The 17,418-nt window shown below is 71.4% G+C and carries 12 protein-coding genes; 4 read left to right on the top strand and 8 right to left on the bottom strand.

Going from position 1 to position 17,418, the window contains the following annotated elements; all coding sequences use genetic code 11:
* Nucleotides 1-62: 62 nt before the first annotated feature.
* The 3 genes from WMF46_RS21960 to WMF46_RS21950 all read right to left on the bottom strand — a co-directional run bounded on the left by WMF46_RS21960 (nucleotide 63) and on the right by WMF46_RS21950 (nucleotide 2,966).
* Nucleotides 63-398: a 4Fe-4S dicluster domain-containing protein gene (locus tag WMF46_RS21960; RefSeq protein ID WP_437987365.1), complete on the bottom strand. Its 336-nt coding sequence runs from the start codon at nucleotides 396-398 to the stop codon at nucleotides 63-65.
* On the bottom strand, nucleotides 395-2,029 hold the full coding sequence (locus WMF46_RS21955) for an FAD-binding protein (RefSeq protein WP_437987364.1): 1,635 nt from the start codon (nucleotides 2,027-2,029) through the stop codon (nucleotides 395-397). The genes WMF46_RS21960 and WMF46_RS21955 overlap by 4 nt, the downstream gene beginning before the upstream one ends.
* A gap of 139 nt (nucleotides 2,030-2,168) precedes the next feature.
* Nucleotides 2,169-2,966: a hypothetical protein gene (locus tag WMF46_RS21950; RefSeq protein ID WP_437987363.1), complete on the bottom strand. Its 798-nt coding sequence runs from the start codon at nucleotides 2,964-2,966 to the stop codon at nucleotides 2,169-2,171.
* A gap of 239 nt (nucleotides 2,967-3,205) precedes the next feature.
* On the opposite strand from WMF46_RS21950, the gene WMF46_RS21945 reads away from it, so the two are divergent.
* Both WMF46_RS21945 and WMF46_RS21940 read left to right on the top strand, forming a co-directional pair.
* Nucleotides 3,206-4,213, top strand: coding sequence for an NAD-dependent epimerase/dehydratase family protein (locus tag WMF46_RS21945; protein ID WP_437987362.1), 1,008 nt, complete (start codon nucleotides 3,206-3,208; stop codon nucleotides 4,211-4,213).
* Nucleotides 4,214-4,363: 150 nt separating this feature from the next.
* Entirely contained in the window at nucleotides 4,364-6,073 is a 1,710-nt protein-coding gene (locus tag WMF46_RS21940) for an RICIN domain-containing protein (RefSeq protein ID WP_437987361.1), read from the top strand.
* 119 nt (nucleotides 6,074-6,192) lie between these two features.
* Here the strand turns inward: WMF46_RS21940 and WMF46_RS21935 are convergent, their stop codons facing one another.
* The gene (locus WMF46_RS21935; protein WP_437987360.1) at nucleotides 6,193-8,145 is read right to left on the bottom strand and encodes an MYXO-CTERM sorting domain-containing protein; all 1,953 of its coding nucleotides are present in this window, start codon (nucleotides 8,143-8,145) and stop codon (nucleotides 6,193-6,195) included.
* 264 nt (nucleotides 8,146-8,409) lie between these two features.
* Entirely contained in the window at nucleotides 8,410-10,872 is a 2,463-nt protein-coding gene (locus WMF46_RS21930) for a heavy metal translocating P-type ATPase (protein WP_437987359.1), read from the bottom strand.
* Nucleotides 10,873-11,064: 192 nt separating this feature from the next.
* Between WMF46_RS21930 and WMF46_RS21925 the strand changes: the two genes are divergently transcribed.
* The gene (locus tag WMF46_RS21925) at nucleotides 11,065-11,709 is read left to right on the top strand and encodes a cadmium resistance transporter (protein ID WP_437987358.1); all 645 of its coding nucleotides are present in this window, start codon (nucleotides 11,065-11,067) and stop codon (nucleotides 11,707-11,709) included.
* Nucleotides 11,710-11,984: 275 nt separating this feature from the next.
* On the opposite strand, the gene WMF46_RS21920 is transcribed toward WMF46_RS21925, so the two are convergent.
* Together WMF46_RS21920 and WMF46_RS21915 are read right to left on the bottom strand one after the other, a co-directional pair.
* Nucleotides 11,985-12,995: a hypothetical protein gene (locus WMF46_RS21920; RefSeq protein ID WP_437987357.1), complete on the bottom strand. Its 1,011-nt coding sequence runs from the start codon at nucleotides 12,993-12,995 to the stop codon at nucleotides 11,985-11,987.
* A 68-nt stretch (nucleotides 12,996-13,063) separates the two neighbouring features.
* Complete coding sequence (locus tag WMF46_RS21915) at nucleotides 13,064-14,479, bottom strand: protein kinase domain-containing protein (RefSeq protein ID WP_437987356.1); 1,416 nt, start codon at nucleotides 14,477-14,479, stop codon at nucleotides 13,064-13,066.
* Between the two features lie 270 nt (nucleotides 14,480-14,749).
* On the opposite strand from WMF46_RS21915, the gene WMF46_RS21910 reads away from it, so the two are divergent.
* Nucleotides 14,750-15,550 (top strand): hypothetical protein, encoded by an 801-nt coding sequence (locus tag WMF46_RS21910; RefSeq protein WP_437987355.1) that lies wholly within the window; start codon nucleotides 14,750-14,752, stop codon nucleotides 15,548-15,550.
* An 83-nt stretch (nucleotides 15,551-15,633) separates the two neighbouring features.
* Here WMF46_RS21910 and WMF46_RS21905 read toward each other — a convergent pair whose 3' ends face one another.
* Entirely contained in the window at nucleotides 15,634-17,046 is a 1,413-nt protein-coding gene (locus tag WMF46_RS21905) for a glycosyl hydrolase family 18 protein (RefSeq protein WP_437987354.1), read from the bottom strand.
* Between the last annotated feature and the right edge of the window lie 372 nt (nucleotides 17,047-17,418).

Raw genomic sequence — 17,418 nt, 5'->3', positions numbered from 1 at the left:
GGCGGAAGGCGCTTTGGTTCCGCGCACGGGAGAGCGCGGGCGCGGGGAGCGTCACGCGGTGTTCATTGACCGGCCGTCACGGCGCGGAACCGGAACGTGGGGTCGCGGTCCGTGCCGCCCGGCCTCGCGGCGCGCCAGCCGAGGTGGTGCGCGTAGCTCCCCAGACGGCCGTCCTGCTCGAGCCGCTCCTCAACGACCGGGTCGCGGCGCTCGGCGTGCGGGCTCACGTAGAGCGCGTCGGTCGGGCAGTAGAGCTCGCACATGAAGCAGGTCTGGCAGTCCTGCTGGCGCGCGATGACAGGCGCCTCGCCAGGCCGCGCCTCGAAGACGTTCGTGGGGCAGACCTTGACGCAGAGGTTGCAATCGATGCAGCGGGCGTCGCTCAAGAGCTCGATCACGCGAGATCTCCTCGGTTGGAAGGCCGGTTGGAGGGGCCTAGCGGGTGCCGGCGGGGCTCGACCCAGACCGACGAGAGCCCGCCGGTGGTGAGGTGATGGGCCTGCTCGGGATCGGTGTCCGGCAGGTCCGTGCGCTGGTGCAGCCCACGGGACTCGGCGCGCACGAGCGCGCTGCGGTAGCAGAAGCGCGCGGTGGCCAGCAGCGCGGCCGCCTCGCGCGCCCGGACCTGCGCGACGCCGGCGGCGCCGAGGCGCGCGCTCGCGTCGCGCCACGCGCCGTCGAGCCGCTCGACCGACGCCGCCAGCTGGCGACCCTGCCGGAAGAGGTTCTTGTCGAGCGGCAGCATCTCCTGCTGGACGAGGTCGATGACCTCGCCCGCGTCGAGCCCGCCCTGTGTCCCGCTGGGCCGGAGGCCGACGGTCCCGGCGGCGCGCACGGCCCTCGCCGCAGCACGGTCGCCCAGGCCGGCCGCGAAGCGCGCGGCGGCGTGGCCGGCCCAGGTGCCGCTCGAGATGGCCCAGGCGGCGTTGGGGCTCCCGCCGCCGCTCGAGGCGCCGACGATGAGCTCGCGCGAGGCCGCGTCGCCCGCGGCGTAGAGCCCAGGGACGCTCGTCGCGCACTCCTCGTCGACGACGCGGATCCCGCCGCTGCCGCGCACCGTGCCCTCCGCGCGCAAGGTGACCGGGAACCGCTGCTTGAACGGGTCGATCCCGAGCCGGTCGTGCGGCAGAAAGCAGTTCGGCTGGCCGTCGCGCAGCCAGCGCTGGATCTCGGGGCCGGCGCGATCGAGCACCGCATAGACCGGCCCGCGTTGCAGCGCCCTCGCCACCGCGAGCATGCGATTGCCCCGGCTGTCTAGCTCCTCGCCCGACTCGGTCGTGAAGGTCGCCCAGAAGTACGGGAGCCCCTTGGTGACCGAGGCATAAGCCGGGCTGATGCCATACTGGGCCGAGAACTCCATTCCGGAGAGCTCCGCGCCCACCTCCGCGGCCATCAGGTAGCCGTCGCCCGTGTTGACGTCGCAGCCGAGCGCCTTGCTCAGGAACGCGCAGCCGCCGCTGGCCAGCACCACGGCGCCGGCGCGGATGCGCCACGCGGCGCCCTCCTGTCGGGAGTAACCCTGCGCGCCGGCGACCACCCCGTCGCTCGCGAGCAGCTCGAGGGCAGGGGCGTGGTCGAGGATGCGGACGCCGGCGCGCCGGAGCTGCCGGCGCAGGAAGTACATGTAATCGGGGCCCCTCAGGTTGGCGCGGTACTGAAGGCCGCTGTCGTCCACGGGGAAGGGGTAGCCCCACGCCGCGAGCTGGTTGATCTGCGTCCACGTCGCGTCGAGCACGCGCGCCATCCACTCGCGGTGCGCGAGCCCGCCGCTCCGCGCATGACGGCTCTCGATCGCGCGCTCGCGGGCGTCCCCGTCGGGTGCCACGTACCAGGCCCCGGTGTTCGCGGGCGCCGTCGCGCCCGACGTGCCGCAGTAGCCCTTGTCGACGAGCACCACACTGCGCGCGCCGCTCGCCGCGGCCCCCAGCGCGGCCCACGCCCCGGCGGGGCCGCCGCCGATCACCAGCACGTCGGCGAAGTCGTCGATCTCGGAGGCGCGGGGAGGGGACAGCGTCGCAGGGGTGTTCATCGGAGATCCGCCGCTGCGGGCCCAAGCAGCAATCGGGCCAGCGCTGTTGTCAGCGTGGACGGGTGGTGGGTGGCTCCGTTGCTGTCTCAGCAGCAGCCGGTGGTGATCGGGTGCTGAGGCGCGCGCAGGATCCGTGTCGTCACGGGCTGCCGAGCTCGCCCGGGCTGGCGCCCGAGAAGGCCTGGAGCGCGCCGGTGAGATCGGGGAAGACGACCACCTCGCGCGCGGGCTCGCCGGGGTCGTAGCGCAGCCAGAGCAGCGGCCACGCGTAGGCGCGCACCGCCTGCGCCACGATCCGGCCGCCCGCGGCGAACGCGCCGAGGGTGGCCACCGCGCTCTCGATCGTGCCGGCAAAATGGTGCCCATGAAAATCCGGCTCGACCGCCCGGTCGCCGCCGCCTCGGTAGGCGGTGCGCACCGCCCGGGGGCGGAGGTCGAGGCAGCGCAGCGGCTCGGGGGGATCCGCGGCGCCCAGCGCGCGCTTCAGGGCGCTGTCGAACGAGAACAGCGCCGGCACGAAGGACATCTCGCGTGGCGCGTAGAGCTCGCGCACCTCGATCGGGCGGTCCTGCACGTGGCGGATGCGCGCCCGCCGCACATGGCCGTCGCCCATGCAGGACGCGCAGACGACGGGGCTCGCGCTGGCGCCGGCGCACGCGGCGCAGGGCCGGAGGCCGAGATGCTCGACCAGGCGCCGGTGGGCACGCGCCTCGAAGGCCTCGGGGAGCGGCGGCTCTCCGGGCGCGATCTGCAGCGCGTCCTCCACGCTGAGGTCGACGACCTCGGTCCAGCCTTCACGGCGCACGATCGACGCGAGCACCACCAGCGCTGCCACGCGGCGCTCCTCGGCCGGCGCGCCGGGCGGCAGCGCGAGCCCCTCGGCGCGGGCACGCCCGAGGGTTGGCAGGTACCGGGCCACGGGGTCGGACGGATCCACCCTGGCAAGGCTAGTACGTCGTCGCCCAAGGACGAATGCGCGGTGGCGAACCGTCGTGATCCGTAGGGATTTTCGACGCACGGAGCTAGCCGAGCCCGGCCCGGCGGACACGGGCTCCCCGAAGCCCGGGGTCACGCGCGACGCGCGGCCCATGGCCCGCGCAGGTCTTGCATTTTTGCCGCTATATGTTGCGTTTCTGGGCGTTGTATTGCGTGAGTGCAAGACTCATCCTGGCGCCCATGAACAACGCATCGCTCGTCCCGAACTCCTCGTCTCGCCTCCACGTGGTGCTCGGCGCCGGCCAGATCGGCCCGCGGGTCGCGGCTCTCTTGCTGGCGCAGGGCCATCGTGTGCGCCTGGTGCAGCGCACCCGCCGCGCTCCGGAGCGCCCGGGGCTCACGTCGGTGTGCGGCGACATCACCGATCTCGCCTTTGCCGAGGAGGCCACGCGCGGCGCGAGCGTGGTCTACGATTGCATGAACCCGCCCTACCACCTCTGGGCCACGCAGCTCTTGCCCATCGCGCGCGGCGCGGTGCACGGCGCGAGCAAGGCGGGCGCGAAGCTCGTGGCCCTCGACTGCCTGTACATGTACGGCGTGCCCGACGGCGCCATGCGAGAGGACTCGCCGCGCCGCCCCTGCAGCAAGAAGGGCGCGCTGCGCGTCGAGCTCGAGGAGCTGCGCCTCGCGGCCCAGCGCCGCGGCGACGTGCGCGTGGCCATCGGGCGCGCCAGCGACTTCTTCGGCGCCGACGTGCCGCTGTCTGCCTGGGGCGACCGTTTCTACGCGCGCGCGCTCGCCGGAAAAGCCGTGGAGTGCATGGGTGATCCCGAGATGCCTCACTCGTATACCTACGTGGAGGACGTGGCGCGGGGCCTCGTGACGCTGGGCGAGCGGGAGGAGGCGATGGGCCATGTCTGGCACCTGCCGACGGCGCCTGCCGAGAGCACGCGGGCGCTCGCGCAGCGCCTCGGGCGCGCCCTTGGCGTCGAGGTCGAGGTGGCGCGGCTCCCGCGCGTCCTGCTGCGCGCGGTGGGCCTGTTCTCGCCCTTCATGCGGGAGGTGGCCGAGATGGCGTACCAGTGGGACGTGCCCTATGTCATCGACGATGCGCGCTTTCGCGAGGCCTTCGGCTGGTCGGCGACCCCCGTCGAGCGGCAGGTCGCCGACATCGCCGCCTGGGCCCGCGACAGGTACAAGATCGCCGCCCCGCGCGGAGCGGCGGCGATCCCCGCGGCGCGGGCCTGATCGGGCCACGAGCGCGCTGCCGCGATCTCCCCGGCGCGCAGGCTGGCAGATCGCACGGGAGCGGATCAAATCACCCAGGTCGCTGCGCGCGAGAAGGACTTGACTCGTCCGGTTGAAGACACCGAGATCTCGCTCTTTCTGGAGGGCGTCATGCGTCTCGGTTCCTTGTCTCCGGTGATGGGCCTGCTGGTCGTGGGGCTCGGCGTCGCGTCTTGCGCTTCCGGCTCGGAAGAGCTCCCTGGGGGCTCATCGGAGGGCGGCGGCGGCGCTTCCGGGGTCAGCGCGTCGGTCGGCTCGTCGTCCGGCGGCGGCGGAGCGCCCGGCGCGTCGGTCGGCTCGTCGTCCGGCGGCGGCGGAGCGCCCGGCACCTCCAGCGCTTCGGCGGGCGGGGCGCCCGGCACCTCCGGCGCGTCAGTCGGCTCGGCGTCCGGCGGCGGCGGGGCGCCTGGCGAGGGTGGGGGACCGGAGCTGCCGCCGGCGGTCGGCCCCCTGGTCAACGGGATCCAGTGGGCCGACACCTCGGGCAAACCCATCCAGGCGCACGGGGGAGGGGTGATCCGGGTGGGCGACCATTATTACTGGTTCGGAGAGAACCGGAACCCGGACGGGACGTTCTATGCCGTCTCCTGCTATCGCTCGACCGATCTGCGGCGCTGGGAGTTCAGGAACCATGTCTTGACGATGGACTCGGACAAGGACCTCGATCCGGCCAACATCGAGCGCCCGAAGGTGGTCTACAACGCATCCACGGACAGATTCGTGATGTGGATGCACTGGGAGAACGGGGTGAACTACGGTGAGGCCCGCGCCGCGGTCGCGAGCTCGAGCACCGTGGACGGCGACTACACGTATCACGGCAGCTTCCGGCCGCTCGCCGGCAGCGGGGTGACCGATCACGGCAAGCCCGGGTACATGTCCCGCGACTGCGGGCTCTTCGTCGACGACGACGCCAAGGGCTATTTCATCTCCGCCACGAACGAGAACTACGATCTCAACCTCTACGAGCTGGCCCCCGACTACCTGTCCGTCGCCCGCCTCTCCGCCACGCTCTTCCCCGGCGGGCACCGGGAGGCGCCGGCGCTGTTCAAGCGGAACGGGACCTATTTCCTGCTGACCTCCGGCGCCACGGGCTGGTCGCCCAACCAGGCAAAATACGCGACGTCCCGCGCTCTCGACAGGGGCTGGTCGGCGATGACCAACGTCGGTGACGGCACGACCTACCACTCCCAGTCGACCTACGTGCTCCCGGTCCAGGGCAGCGCCGGGACGGCCTATCTGTACATGGGAGACCGGTGGGCAGGGGCCTGGAGCGGACCGGTCAACAACTCGACGTACGTCTGGCAGCCGATCTCCTTCCCGTCGGACACCACCATGAGCATGCGCTGGAACAACACGCTGACCATCGACACGTCGGCGGGCGCCGTCGCCGGAGCGACGAACAATTTCAAGCTCGTCAACAAGAAGAGCGGCAAGGTGATGGATGTCGTCGGCGCGTCGGGCGAGGACGGGGCGGACGTCGTCCAGAGCCCGGACAGGGGCGGAGACAGCCAGAAGTGGAGCTTCAATTACAATGGATCGGGCTACTTCCGGGTGACCAACGTCAAGAGCGGCAAGGTGCTCGATGTCCCTGACGAGTCGACGAGCGACGGGGTCGCGCTGGTGCAATGGGAGAACCACGACGGCGACAACCAGGCGTGGCTGTTCATCGATCTGGGCGGCGGTGATTTCCAGATCAGGAACAAGAAGAGCGGCAAGCTGATCGGGGTCTACCAGGGCTCCACCGAGGACGCCGCCGCGATCGAGCAGCGGGGGGGCGGCGGCGGCGAGGAGCAGCGATGGCAGATCGTCGTCGCCGAGTGATGGGTGGATGACGGGCGGGGCGTCCGCGAGGGCAGGGCCGCTGCGAGGCTGGCGCCGATGAGCGCGGCATCCCGGCCCGAACGAGGCCGACCGGGCCGGGAGGGAGGCTCGCGGCGCCGCTACGACCGCGCGCGCCGCCGCCGCCCGAGCACGAGGCCCGCGACCGCCGCCGCGAGCGCGGCGGCGCTGCCCGCGGAGCCCGCCGGGCCAGAGGTGCTGCACCCGGCCGCGGCCGGCGCGAAGCCGCCGTCCGTGTCCGCGTCGGCCGACGCCGGCAGCGCGTCCGGCTCGTGCAGATCCCGAGCCCACATGGGCTCATCGAGCACCTCGTCCACGGCGAACGAGGTAGACAGCACCTCTCGCTCGCCGCCCAGGCCCTCTTCCGGCGCGAACTCCGCGCTCCCCGGCGCGGCGAGCTGCGCGACGGCGCCCTGCGGGCTCGAGACCCGGAAGATCGTGTTGCCGATGGTCACATACCAGCTCCCGTCGAGCCAGCGACCGTGCCCGAGAGACGAGCCGATGGTCTCGGGCGCGCCCCCCGCCCGGCCCAGATAGCGCTTGCCGCCGTTCAGGAAGAGGACCTCGCCGGTGTCGCTGATGCCGTCGTGGCCGACCCGGAGCTTCACCTGATCGAACTGGCTCGACGTCGTAAAATCGCTGATCTGATGCTGCTCGCCGTCGGGGGTCCGCAGCCAGACCTGGTTGACGGCGCCGTCGCTCCTCAGGAAGGCGGCGTGGCCCGCGTGAACCAGCAGCCCGGCCGAGGTGCCGGTGATCGAGTCGCCAAGGAACACCTCCTCTCCCTCCGCCGTGTACAGGTAGCTGGAGCTCGTCATGCCGTCCCACCACCGGCCGGCGACGTTCGTCCCGTCGGTGATCGGCCGCTGCAGGTTGCCCTCGTGATCGCCGAGGCGCACCCCGCTCGGCCCGACGATGGCGGAACCCTCGTAGGTACCGAAATAGACGCCGCCGGAAGGCGTGATGTCGGCCTGGAACGGCGACCTGCTCCCGTCGATGCGCCAGAGGGTCCTGCTCGTCCCCGCCGACAGCGAGGTCGCGACGGCCCAGTCGTCGCTGCTCGTCGTCCACACGATGTTGTCGCCGTTCACCGCGTCGAGGCGCGCCGCGCTCGTGATGGTGCGCCGGGCGTTGTTGACCCAGGCGAGGATGTGGCCCGTCGTCGACTGGTGTACGGACCCGGACGGCGTGAGCGCCCCGTAGACCTCGCTGAACGGCAGATCTCCTTGAGGGATGGTCGCGACCCAGGTCACCTGCTGCGTGGCGCGGTCGAAGATCCCGAGGCGCTGGTACAGGTCCCGGAAGAGGATCCGCGCGGCGTCGAAATCGAGGATGGTGCCGGGCGCGCGCTGGACGGCGGTGAGCCTCGGGCTCCGCTCGACGTAGATGGGGCCGATGGTCTTCGTGATGGTGGGCCCGATGTAGTCGTCCACCTCGATCGTGAGCGTGTACGTTCTACCCGACGGGATCATGCGGCCGTCGTACATCCCCTCCAGTACGTAGAGGCGCCCCGGCACAGGCTGCGGGACGGGAAACCCCGGCTCGGCGAGGAGCTCGTAGCTTCCGTTGTCGGTCTGGAACCTCGCCCGGAGGCTCTTGCACGCGTACGGCGGCGTCGGGATGCACTTCGCGGCGAAGCGCCAGCCGTCGGTGAGGGTGTCGTGCGTGACCGCGTTCCATCCAAGCGTCGGCGGCGCGTACCGGTGTACGGTGCCCTGCGCGCTCGCCACCTCGCCAAGCGTGCTGTACGCGTGGACCGTCACGACGTGGGGCCCATAGGCGAGCTCGCCCGCCAGCTCGCCGAGGTCGAACGCTCCCTGGAAATGACCCCCTTCCGTCGGCGTGAGCTCGATGGTGAGCCCTTCGAACTCCGCCTCGACATAGTAGATGTCCTCGGGGGACGACGCCGTTGCGTGCACCGGGATCGTGCTGCTCTCGATGATCGCATTGGTCGGCTCGATGAGCCCGACGGTGACGGCGGCATCGGCGGCGTGGGCCGAGAGGGACAGGGCAAAAGCAATGGCTGTGCCAATATGCTGGCGATAAGCTCTCATGGATCCTCCGTATTTTTAACGCTTCGGTGCATCCGCGGCTCCGCTCATTCACTCTCCGGGTAGCCGCCCTGCGAGCGGGCGTGAAGCGGCGCGACGCACTGGCGCCCGGGCCGAGCGCTTCGCTGGCGCGATGAGCCGGCTGCTCGGGATAACAGCGCGACGAGCGCGCTGCTCGTCGGCTTCTTGCTTTACCGCGTCGGGCTGCAAAGGCTACAGGAACGCGCCGCTTTTGCTGTGTCCGCCAGCGCGCTCGCGCATGCCGGTCTACGGCCGACCGAACGCGCGTAGCCGGAGGGAGTTGGTGAGCACCGACACGCTCGACAGCGACATCGCCGCGCTCGCGAGGACGGGCGACAGGAGCCATCCGGTGAACGGGTAGAGCAGGCCCGCCGCGATCGGGATGCCGATCACGTTGTAGATGAACGCCCAGAACAGGTTCTGCCGGATCGTCCGCAGGGTGGCGCGGGCGAGCCCGAGCGCCACCGGCAGGCCCGCGATCCCGCCGCGCATCAGCGCCACGTCCGCGGACGCGACGGCGATGTCCGTGCCGGTGCCCACGGCGATCCCCACATCCGCGCCGGCGAGCGCGGGCGCGTCGTTGATGCCGTCGCCGACCATGGCCACCCTGCGGCCGGCGGCCCGCTGCTCGCGGACGATCCTCGCCTTGTCCTCGGGCCTCACCTCCGCGAACACGGCGCGAATGCCGAGCTCCTCGGCGACGGCGCGCGCGGCGCCCGCCCGATCGCCGGTCACCATCGCCACCTCGACGCCGAGCTCGGCCATGGCCGCGACGGCGCGGCGCGCCTCCTCGGTGGGCCGATCGGCGACCGCCACGAGGCCCGCGAGCCGCCCGTCGACGGCCACGAACGACGGCGTGCGGCCCAGCGCGGCCAGGCGATCGGCCTCGGCCTCCAGCGCGGCCGTGTCGACGCCCGCCCGCTGGAGCCACGCCCCGGTCCCGATGCGCACGAGGCGCCCCGAGACGCGCGCCTCGATGCCATGGCCGATCTCCGCGTGGAACGCCGAGGCCGGCGCCATGCCGACCCCGCGGCCACGGGCGCCCTCGACGATCGCCCGCGCGACCGGGTGCTCGCTCTCTCGCTCGGCGGCCGCCACGAGGCCGAGGAGCGCCGCCTCGCCGTCGCCCGCGAGGTCCACGACGTCCGTGAGCTCGGGCCGACCCGTGGTCAGGGTCCCGGTCTTGTCGAGCAGCACCGTGTCGACGCGGCTCGCCGCCTCGAGCGCCGCGCCGCCCTTGACGAGGACGCCGAGCTCCGCGCCGCGCCCTGTCCCGACGGCCACGGCGGCCGGCGTGGCCAGCCCGAGCGCGCACGGACAGGCGATCACGAGCACGGCGACGAACCGCTCGACCGCCGTGGCGAGCCCCGCGGCGGTGGGGTCGATCGCGAGCCACGCGGCGAAGGCGAGCGACGCGACGCCGAGGACGACGGGCACGAAGACGCCGCTCACCACGTCGGCGAGGCGCGCGATCGGCGCGCGGGACCCCTGCGCCTGCTCGACGGCCTCGACGATGCGCGCGAGCGCGGTGTCCGCGCCGGTCTTCGTGACGCGGAAGACGAGGGCGCCGCTCTGGTTGAGCGTCCCGCCGAGCACGGCCGAGCCAGCCGTCTTGTCGACGGGCATGCTCTCGCCGGTGAGCATCGCCTCGTCGACCGCGGACGCGCCGTCGACCACCTCGCCGTCGGTCGCGATGCGCTCGCCGGGCCGCACCCGCACGAGGTCGCCCGGGGCGAGCGACGAGGCGGGCACCTCGTCCTCGGCGTCGCCGCGGACGCGCCGCGCTGTCTTCGGCTGGAGCGCCACGAGCCCGCGCACCGCGTCGGCGAGCCGCTTCCGCGCGCGCGTCTCGAGGAGCTTGCCGAGCAGCACGAAGGTGACGATCGCGGCCGCGGCCTCGAAGTAGACGGGCGGCGCGTGGCCGTGCTCGGCGTGCGGGAAGAGGCCGGGGGCCGCGACCGCGGCGGTCGAGTAGAGCCAGGCGGCGCCGGTCCCGAGGCTCACGAGGGTGTTCATGTCCGCGGCGCGGTGCCGGAGCGCGCTCCAGGCGAGGCGAAAGAACCGGCGCCCCGGCCCGAAGACCACGATCGTCGCGAGCGCGAGCGAGAGCCAGCGCGCGGAGGCGCCTTCGAGCGCCGGGATCGCGCCGTGGGACATGGCCACGGCGAGCAGCGGCGCGGTGAGCAGCGCGGCGATCGCGACGTCGCGCCGGAGCGTCCGCTGCTCCTTCTGTTCGGCCGCGTCCATGGCGGCGGCGCGATCGGCCGCGCTCGGCTGCGGGCGCTGCGGTGGGGCGTCCGCCCTCGCCGCCGGGCGCTCGGGCGCCGTGGAGTCCGCGTGGACGCCGGCGATCGCCGGGCTTGCGGGGATGCCGTCGGCCTGCAGGGCTGCGGCGAGGCCGGTGATCGGCGCGGCTTCAGGGACGCTGGCCGCCGGGGGGACCTCGGGCACCTCGTATCCCGCCTCCACGATGGCGCTGGCGAGCGCGGCCGGCGTTGTCGCCTGCGCGTCGTAGGTGATCGTCGCGCGCCGGGTCACCAGGTTCACGGCCGCATCCTGGACGCCGGGCGCCGCGCGCAGCGCCTTCTCGACGCGGCGCACGCACGCCGCGCAGGTCATGCCCTGCACCGGAAGCTCCGTCCGGGCGCCCTGCGCGGCGGGCGCGGCCTTCGCGCTGGTCGGCTGCACGGGCTGGGGAATCGTCGCCATGGCTTCTCCTTACACGAGCTCGCGGCTCGTCTCCTGTCGCCTGTGCAGACGCGCCGCCGCTCCGGTGATTACGGTCTACCCCGGCAGGCCCGGGTGGGCTCCGGCGTCGGCCGGTTCGGAGCGGCGCCCGCGGCGCCGGCGCCCCCCCGAGCAGACGCGAGCCGCGGGGGGTGGTACGTCCGCGGGCGCGCCATGGAGCAGATCCTTCCGATTCTCGGGGTGAGCGTTGTCGTGTTCGTGTCCACGAACATCGATGACATCCTCCTTCTCTCGGCCTTCTTCGCGGATCCAGGCTTTACCCCCGCTCAGGTGGTGGCCGGCCAGTTCCTCGGCAACGCGGCGCTCGTGATCGCGAGCGTCGCGTGTGCGCTGCTCGCGGTCCGCGTGCCGGACGGATGGATCGGCCTGCTCGGCCTGGCTCCCCTCGCGCTCGGCCTGAGAGGCCTCTGGGCGCTCTGGCGGGGCTCCAGGGCCAGGGAAGCAGGCGTGGCGAGCGGAGCGGACGAAGCAGGCGCAGCGGAGAGCGCGCGCGAGCCCCACGGCAGCGCGTCGCGCTTCAAGGTGATCGCCGTGGCCAGCGTGACCGTCGCGAACGGCGGGGACAACCTTGGCGTTTATATCCCGCTGTTCTCCAGCTCCCCTGCGCACATCCCGCTTCATGCGGCCGTGTTCGCGGTCATGACCGGCGCCTTCTGCGCGCTCGGGCACCGCCTTGTCAACCACCCGATCCTGGGCACGCGCATCCGGCGTTCCGGCCGTGCGGCGCTGCCGTTCGTGTTGATCGGCCTCGGGCTGTGGATCCTGTCCGACGCCCTCGTGCTTGTCCGTGCGGGGTAGCGCCCCAGGGGCGCCGTGAGCTCACCTTGGTGAGAGGCGCCAGTTCCACCCACGCGGAGTCCGGCCGGGGATCCAGAGAGAGAATTCAACGCAAAGGCACAAAGGTGCAAAGGCGCAAGAAAGAACAAACTTTGTGCAGGTTTGCGCCTTTGCGCTCTTGGCGTCTTTGCGTCAAATCTCTCTTGGTTCGCGAGACAGACCCCCAGGCAGGACTGCTCCGCGGGGCCGAACCGTTGCGCCGGCTCATGGGCCCGCGGCGGCGCGCGCGAGTCGCGTCACCAGCGGCCACGCACCACGACGCCGCCTCCAGCCTGGCCCGCCGTCAGCTCCCAGCTCACCTCGGGCGCCGGCTGGCGGCGCGGGGATGGCTCCAGCAGGAAGAGCAGCGCCGACGCGCCGGCGAGCGCCACGCCGGCGCCGAAGCCGACCGTGCTCACCAGCCCAAGCTGCTTCGCGCGGTTGCCAGCGTCGAGCCCGTCGGGCTTGCATCGCGCCCGGTCGGGGCTCACGTCCCTGCAGTTGTCGGCCGCGACGCCGCTCGCGTCGAGCGCCATCCACCCGGTCACCGATCCGACGATCAGCCCGGCCACGCCGAGCCCGCCCGCCACATAGGTGACCACCCGCAGGCCGCTGGGCCCCTGATCCGGCGCTGGCGCCGGCGCCGGCACCGGCGGCTTGGCGGGCGGCGGCTTGGCGCCCGCCGGGGGCTTCACCTCGAGCACGATCGCCTTCGACTCCGACCGGTCGATCGTGAATCGCGTCTCGGTCACGGCCCCTCCCGGCGCCTGCGTCGTCACGACGTGCTCTCCGGGATCGACGGGGAGCGCGACGCCGAGCGAGGGTTGCTCCAGCGCCATGCCGTCGCACTGCACGCGCGTCCCCGCCGGCGCGCCCGGCGGCAGCGACAGCGTGAGCTGCGGCACGAGCGGCGCGAGCGCGCTGCGCTGCCCGAGCGCGATCTTGCGTCGCACCGACTGCTTGTCCCGCTCGGCCTCACTCATGCGATCGACCATCGCGAGATAGTCGTTGTAGCGAGCGACCGCGGTCGCGATACGCCCCCATTTGGCCTCGCACTCGGCGAGCGTGAATAGCCGCCCCGGGCGAGGATCGAGACGCTGGCTTTCGGCGAGGGCAGGGCAGCCGGTCTCGTACCGGCCAGCCAGCATGTCGGCGCGCCCGCGGTCGAAGTGGGACTCCGCGACGGCGAGCGCCTGCGCGCTGGCCGGCGCCGCGATGGCGACGCCCAGCACGCCAAGGCAGGTGGACCGGAACCAAGAGAAGCGCATGCGTGAGCCGCCAAATACCATCGTTCCCGCTCGCTCCTGGCAAAGGAGTGTCCGCCCTGCCATCGTGCTCAGTCCGGTTTGTACAGCAGCTCAGGGCTCGGCTCCGCGGCCGGCGGGGCTGGCGCGAGCCTGCGCCGTGAGCCGAGCGCTGGCGGCGGCGACGCGCTCGCCGCCCCCGTCGCGGGGGCGAGCGCGCGGCTGCCCTTTCCCAGCGGCACGGAGGCCTCGGGAGCGGGCGTCGCGACGTCCGGCGCCGTGGCTGTCGCCGAGGCGTCGGGGAGAGGCGGCGTCGGATGGACTTCAGGGGGCGCGGAGGCGGGCGAGCGCGCGTCCCCCGCGGTCTGCGCGGGCTCCGCGCTCCTGCCGGCGGGGAGCGCGCCGCGGCTCAGCGAGGCGAAGGCGCCGACGCCGCCGCCGAGGAGGACGAGCACCGCGACGGTGATCGCGGCTCGGCTCCGTTGCTTCGTGGGGGGCAGCGCGGTCACCACGGCCGCGGTCGGGAGCTGGACGTCGCTCTGCAGCGACAAGGAGCGGGAGCTCAGGGGTGCATGTCCACTCGGCGTCTCCGCGGGGAGCAGGCGCGATGATCGCACCGGCGCGACGGGCAGGTCGAAGACCTCGGCGAGCGCCTCGACCGCGGCCGAAGCGGTGGCGAAGCGCGCCTCGGGGGCGCGGGCCGTCACCTTGGCGAACCACGCGTCGAAGCCCGGAGGCAGCTTCACCCCCTCGGCGTCCGCGCGCGCGGACGCGGGCTCCTGCGGGCCGTTCACGGCGAGGGTCGCGAAAGCGAGCGCACTGTCGTACTTCCGCCTGTCGTTCAACCAGTACGCCTTGCCGACGAGGAGGGTGTACGCGATCATGCCGAGGGCGAAGATGTCCGCGGCCCGCGAGACCGACTCGCCGCTGAATTGCTCGGGCGCCATGTAAAGCGGCGTGCCGAGGACCGCGGTCGCCGCCGAGTCCGCCGCCGTCTCGACGACGAGCTTGGCAATGCCGAAGTCGAGCACCTTGATCCGGGGCGCCCCGTCGTCGGTCTCGGCCAGGAAGAGGTTGGCGGGCTTGAGGTCCCGGTGGACGACCCCGGCGGCGTGTGTCTTGTCGAGGGCGATGGCGGTCTGGCGCAGGAAGGTGACGGCCTCTTCCGGCGGCAGGCGCCCGGCGTGGCGGAGGCGCTCGTCGAGCAGCGTGCCGCGGAGCAGTTCCATCACGAGGAACGGCTTGCCGGTCTCGGCGTCGATCCCGGCGTCGAACACCTCCACGATGTGATCGCTCTCGATGCGCGCGGCGACGCGCGCCTCCAGCTTGAACCGGGCCTGGAAATCGGGGTTGCCGGCGAGGTGCGAGTGCATCACTTTGAGCGCCCGCCGGCGCTCCGTCTCGATGTGCAGAACCTCGTAGACCGCGCCCATCGCGCCGCTGGCGATTCCGCGCACCACGCGGTACCTGCCAGCAAACAGCATCCCGTCGTCCAGACTCAGCGACATGGGTTCCACCAGCAGGCGAACTTATACACCAGCGTACGCGACGCCTGCACTCAGGAACTGACGGATCGAAGCGCTTTTTACAGTGTTCCAGTAAAGATCTGGGGCGCGCTCCGTCGGTCTGCGCCATCGCGCGGCGGAATGGCCGGTGGTCGCTCGCTGACTGATCGGTTACAGCCGAATGACTCGATGGGGGCATCATTCCATTTCGGCGGCCACCCTGATATCCTCCGCGACAAAAACCTCTCGAAATTTCACATGAAAATGAAGACGATGCTGGCTTTCGTTCGGTGCGCCGGCGGATGTGCCATGGCGCTGCTCGGGCTCGGATGTGCGCAGCTCTTCGGCTTCGACAAGATCTACGAGCCCGAGGACGTGAGCTCCGGAGGCGGTGGCGCAGCGGGCTCAGCGGCCGGGAGTGGCGGCGGTGCGGGGGATCCATGCGAGATCCTCGCGGTGCTGCCCGGGGAGACCCTCGCCCTGTCGATGATCGACGACATGGAAGACGGAGATACCCGGATCTCCGGAGGGAACGGGGCGAACCCTTGGGCAGGGTTCTGGTTCGAGGACAACGACGAGTCACCGGAAGGAAAACAGGATCCTGCGGACCCGGCGGACCTCGTGAGCACCTTCGACCCTCCGCGCGGCGCCAGCGTCAAGGCCGTGCACACGAGCGCCGATGACGGCTTCCTCCTCTGGGGAGCCGGCGTCGGCTTCCATCTGGACGACGAGGCCTACTACGACGCGTCCGAGTACCGTGGCCTCACGTTCTGGGCCCGCGCCGAGGAGGGCTCCACCAGGAAAATGAAGGTGATGTTCATCGATCAGCAGACCTATCACCTGGGGGGCATCTGCAACGAAGACGAGGAGGAATGCAACAACCACTTCCACAAGCCCGTCTTTCTGGAGAGCGACTGGAAGCACTTCAAGATTCCGGTGGAGTGCCTCAAGCAGGAGCCCTACGGTAAACAGCTGTTGGCGCCCGCCCTGGAGCGGCTCTGGGCCATCGAGTTCTTCTTCGACAAGGAGCAGGCGTTCGATATCTGGATCGACGATGTCGCTTTCTACCGATAGGCGCAGACCTCCTTCAATCGAGGGGAGCGCGCGCTGTCCGCGATCGGCGGGCGGAGTCGCCGCGCGCTCCGCCCGATCCCGCTTCAGTCCGTGACGAGAGGTCCCACGCCGTTGGCGAACTGCCACCCCTTGCTCTCGTCGACGTGGATCTCCCAGTCGAACACGCCGCGGAGCGCCGGGTGGTTGCTCTCGACTTGATTCCACGTGGGGATCGCCTCGTCGATCGACATGTAGTATTGCCGGTCCGCGAGCCCGAACCCCACGACGACGTGCGTCGGACCGAGCAGCGAGACCCACTCGTTCACGCTGTTCACGATGTAAGACTGCTCGGCGAGGTCGGGGCCATCGTAGTACTGCGGGGCCGCGTAGTCCATGGCGCCGGCGTCCACCATCTCCTTGCAAAACGTCTTGTCGCGGGGGTTCCAGGGGGCCGGAGGCGCGGTGATGAGGAAGCCGGGGATGCGCCGCTTCAGCTCCTGGCTGATCCAGATCATCTCGGAGGTGTCGGGGGCCTGATCGGCCTCGAAGGTGTTCCAGTCGAGGCCGTCGAACCCACCCAGCTTGTCATAGATCCCGATCACGCTGTTGACGAACGTCTCCGACTTCGCGCGCGTCGGGAAGCTCATACCATTCTTGGCGCCGCCGACGGTGAGGATGATCCTGCGACCCTGGGTCGTCCGTGCGTACTCGATGTCGGCGTTCAGGTACGTCGCTGCTTCCTTGCCATTACCCGGCGGCTCCCAGTAGACGGCGCCCGTGGTGCCGGGCTGTCCTCCGACGGGCTTCGCGTGAAAGAGATAGATCACGTTGTAATTGCTGTTGATGTCCCGGATGCGGACGGGCGCTTCCGTCCAGTTGGGGTAGTAGCCAGCGACGACCTTTGCGGGGAGCCCACCGGCCGCGCGGGGCCTGCCGTCGTCGCCGGGGCTGCCGCCATCGCCGGGGCTGCCGCTGCAGCCGGGGTACGGCTCCCAGAAGTACGTGCTGACCGTCGGGATGTAACCGGGATTGTCGTACTCGGCGATGTAGGCCGACCCCTCGTAGTTCACGACGGTCCCCGCGACATACCACTGACCCTCCTGCCATTGCGGATAGCTGCACGAGCCCTCGGTGGGCTCGGTGGGCTCGGTGGGCTCGGTGGGCTCGGTGGGCTCGGTGGGCTCGGTGGGCTCGGTGGGCTCGGTGGGCTCGGTGGGCTCGGTGCTGCCGCTGCAGTCGGAGTACGGCTCCCAGAAGTACGTGCTGACCGTCGGGATGTAGCCGGGATTTTCGTACTCGGCGATGTAGGCCGACCCCTGGTAATTCACGATGGCCCCCGCGTCATACCACTGACCCTCCTGCCACTCCGGAAAGTCTGCGCACACGGAAGATTCGTTCTGATCCGCGTCGATCTCGCCCTCCGGCGATACGGAAGCAAGGCATCCGAGCCCGCTCGTGGCGATGGCGACGAGGAGAAGAGACAGCTTAGGTGCGATGGCAGTACGATGGAGAGACATGGTAACCTTCCTTTGACTAGAGACGAACGATCGCCGACGGTTGCCTCGCCCGATGCAGCGTTCGCCATGCTGCACTCCGGCGCCGCGGGGCCGTGACTCACCGCTGGGGCTCGACCGCGATCACCCTCCGTGGAGGAGGCCCATCGTGGTACCGAGCGAGGCCAGGTCGTCGTCGCTCGCTGCTGCAGGCCGGAAGAGCAAACGACGTACCAGTCGTGGCGATGGCCCCGACGATCGGCGCACGGCGCCGCGGCAGCCCATCCTGAGCTCTTCCTGGAGCGAACCTAGGGCCGATGCGCCGCGATCGCGCCCGGCGAGCCGGGCGAGCGCGGGGGGTGATCGGAGCGATCGCGGCGCGATCGCCGCGATCGC

Origin of the sequence: Sorangium sp. So ce117, from assembly GCF_051524395.1 — a bacterium.
GTDB classification, from domain to species: Bacteria; Myxococcota_A; Polyangia; order Polyangiales; family Polyangiaceae; genus Sorangium; species Sorangium cellulosum_B.
This window is presented reverse-complemented; position numbering and strand designations above follow the sequence as displayed.

Bases quoted from the DNA above. Each gene is read 5' to 3' on its own strand.
- WMF46_RS21955 (WP_437987364.1), bottom strand. From the start codon at position 2,029: ATGAACACCCCTGCGACGCTGTCCCCTCCCCGCGCCTCCGAGATCGAC.
- WMF46_RS21945 (WP_437987362.1), top strand. From the start codon at position 3,206: ATGAACAACGCATCGCTCGTCCCGAACTCCTCGTCTCGCCTCCACGTG.
- WMF46_RS21940 (WP_437987361.1), top strand. From the start codon at position 4,364: ATGCGTCTCGGTTCCTTGTCTCCGGTGATGGGCCTGCTGGTCGTGGGG.
- WMF46_RS21935 (WP_437987360.1), bottom strand. From the start codon at position 8,145: ATGAGAGCTTATCGCCAGCATATTGGCACAGCCATTGCTTTTGCCCTG.
- WMF46_RS21930 (WP_437987359.1), bottom strand. From the start codon at position 10,872: ATGGCGACGATTCCCCAGCCCGTGCAGCCGACCAGCGCGAAGGCCGCG.
- WMF46_RS21925 (WP_437987358.1), top strand. From the start codon at position 11,065: ATGGAGCAGATCCTTCCGATTCTCGGGGTGAGCGTTGTCGTGTTCGTG.
- WMF46_RS21920 (WP_437987357.1), bottom strand. From the start codon at position 12,995: ATGCGCTTCTCTTGGTTCCGGTCCACCTGCCTTGGCGTGCTGGGCGTC.
- WMF46_RS21915 (WP_437987356.1), bottom strand. From the start codon at position 14,479: ATGTCGCTGAGTCTGGACGACGGGATGCTGTTTGCTGGCAGGTACCGC.
- WMF46_RS21910 (WP_437987355.1), top strand. From the start codon at position 14,750: ATGCTGGCTTTCGTTCGGTGCGCCGGCGGATGTGCCATGGCGCTGCTC.
- WMF46_RS21905 (WP_437987354.1), bottom strand. From the start codon at position 17,046: ATGTCTCTCCATCGTACTGCCATCGCACCTAAGCTGTCTCTTCTCCTC.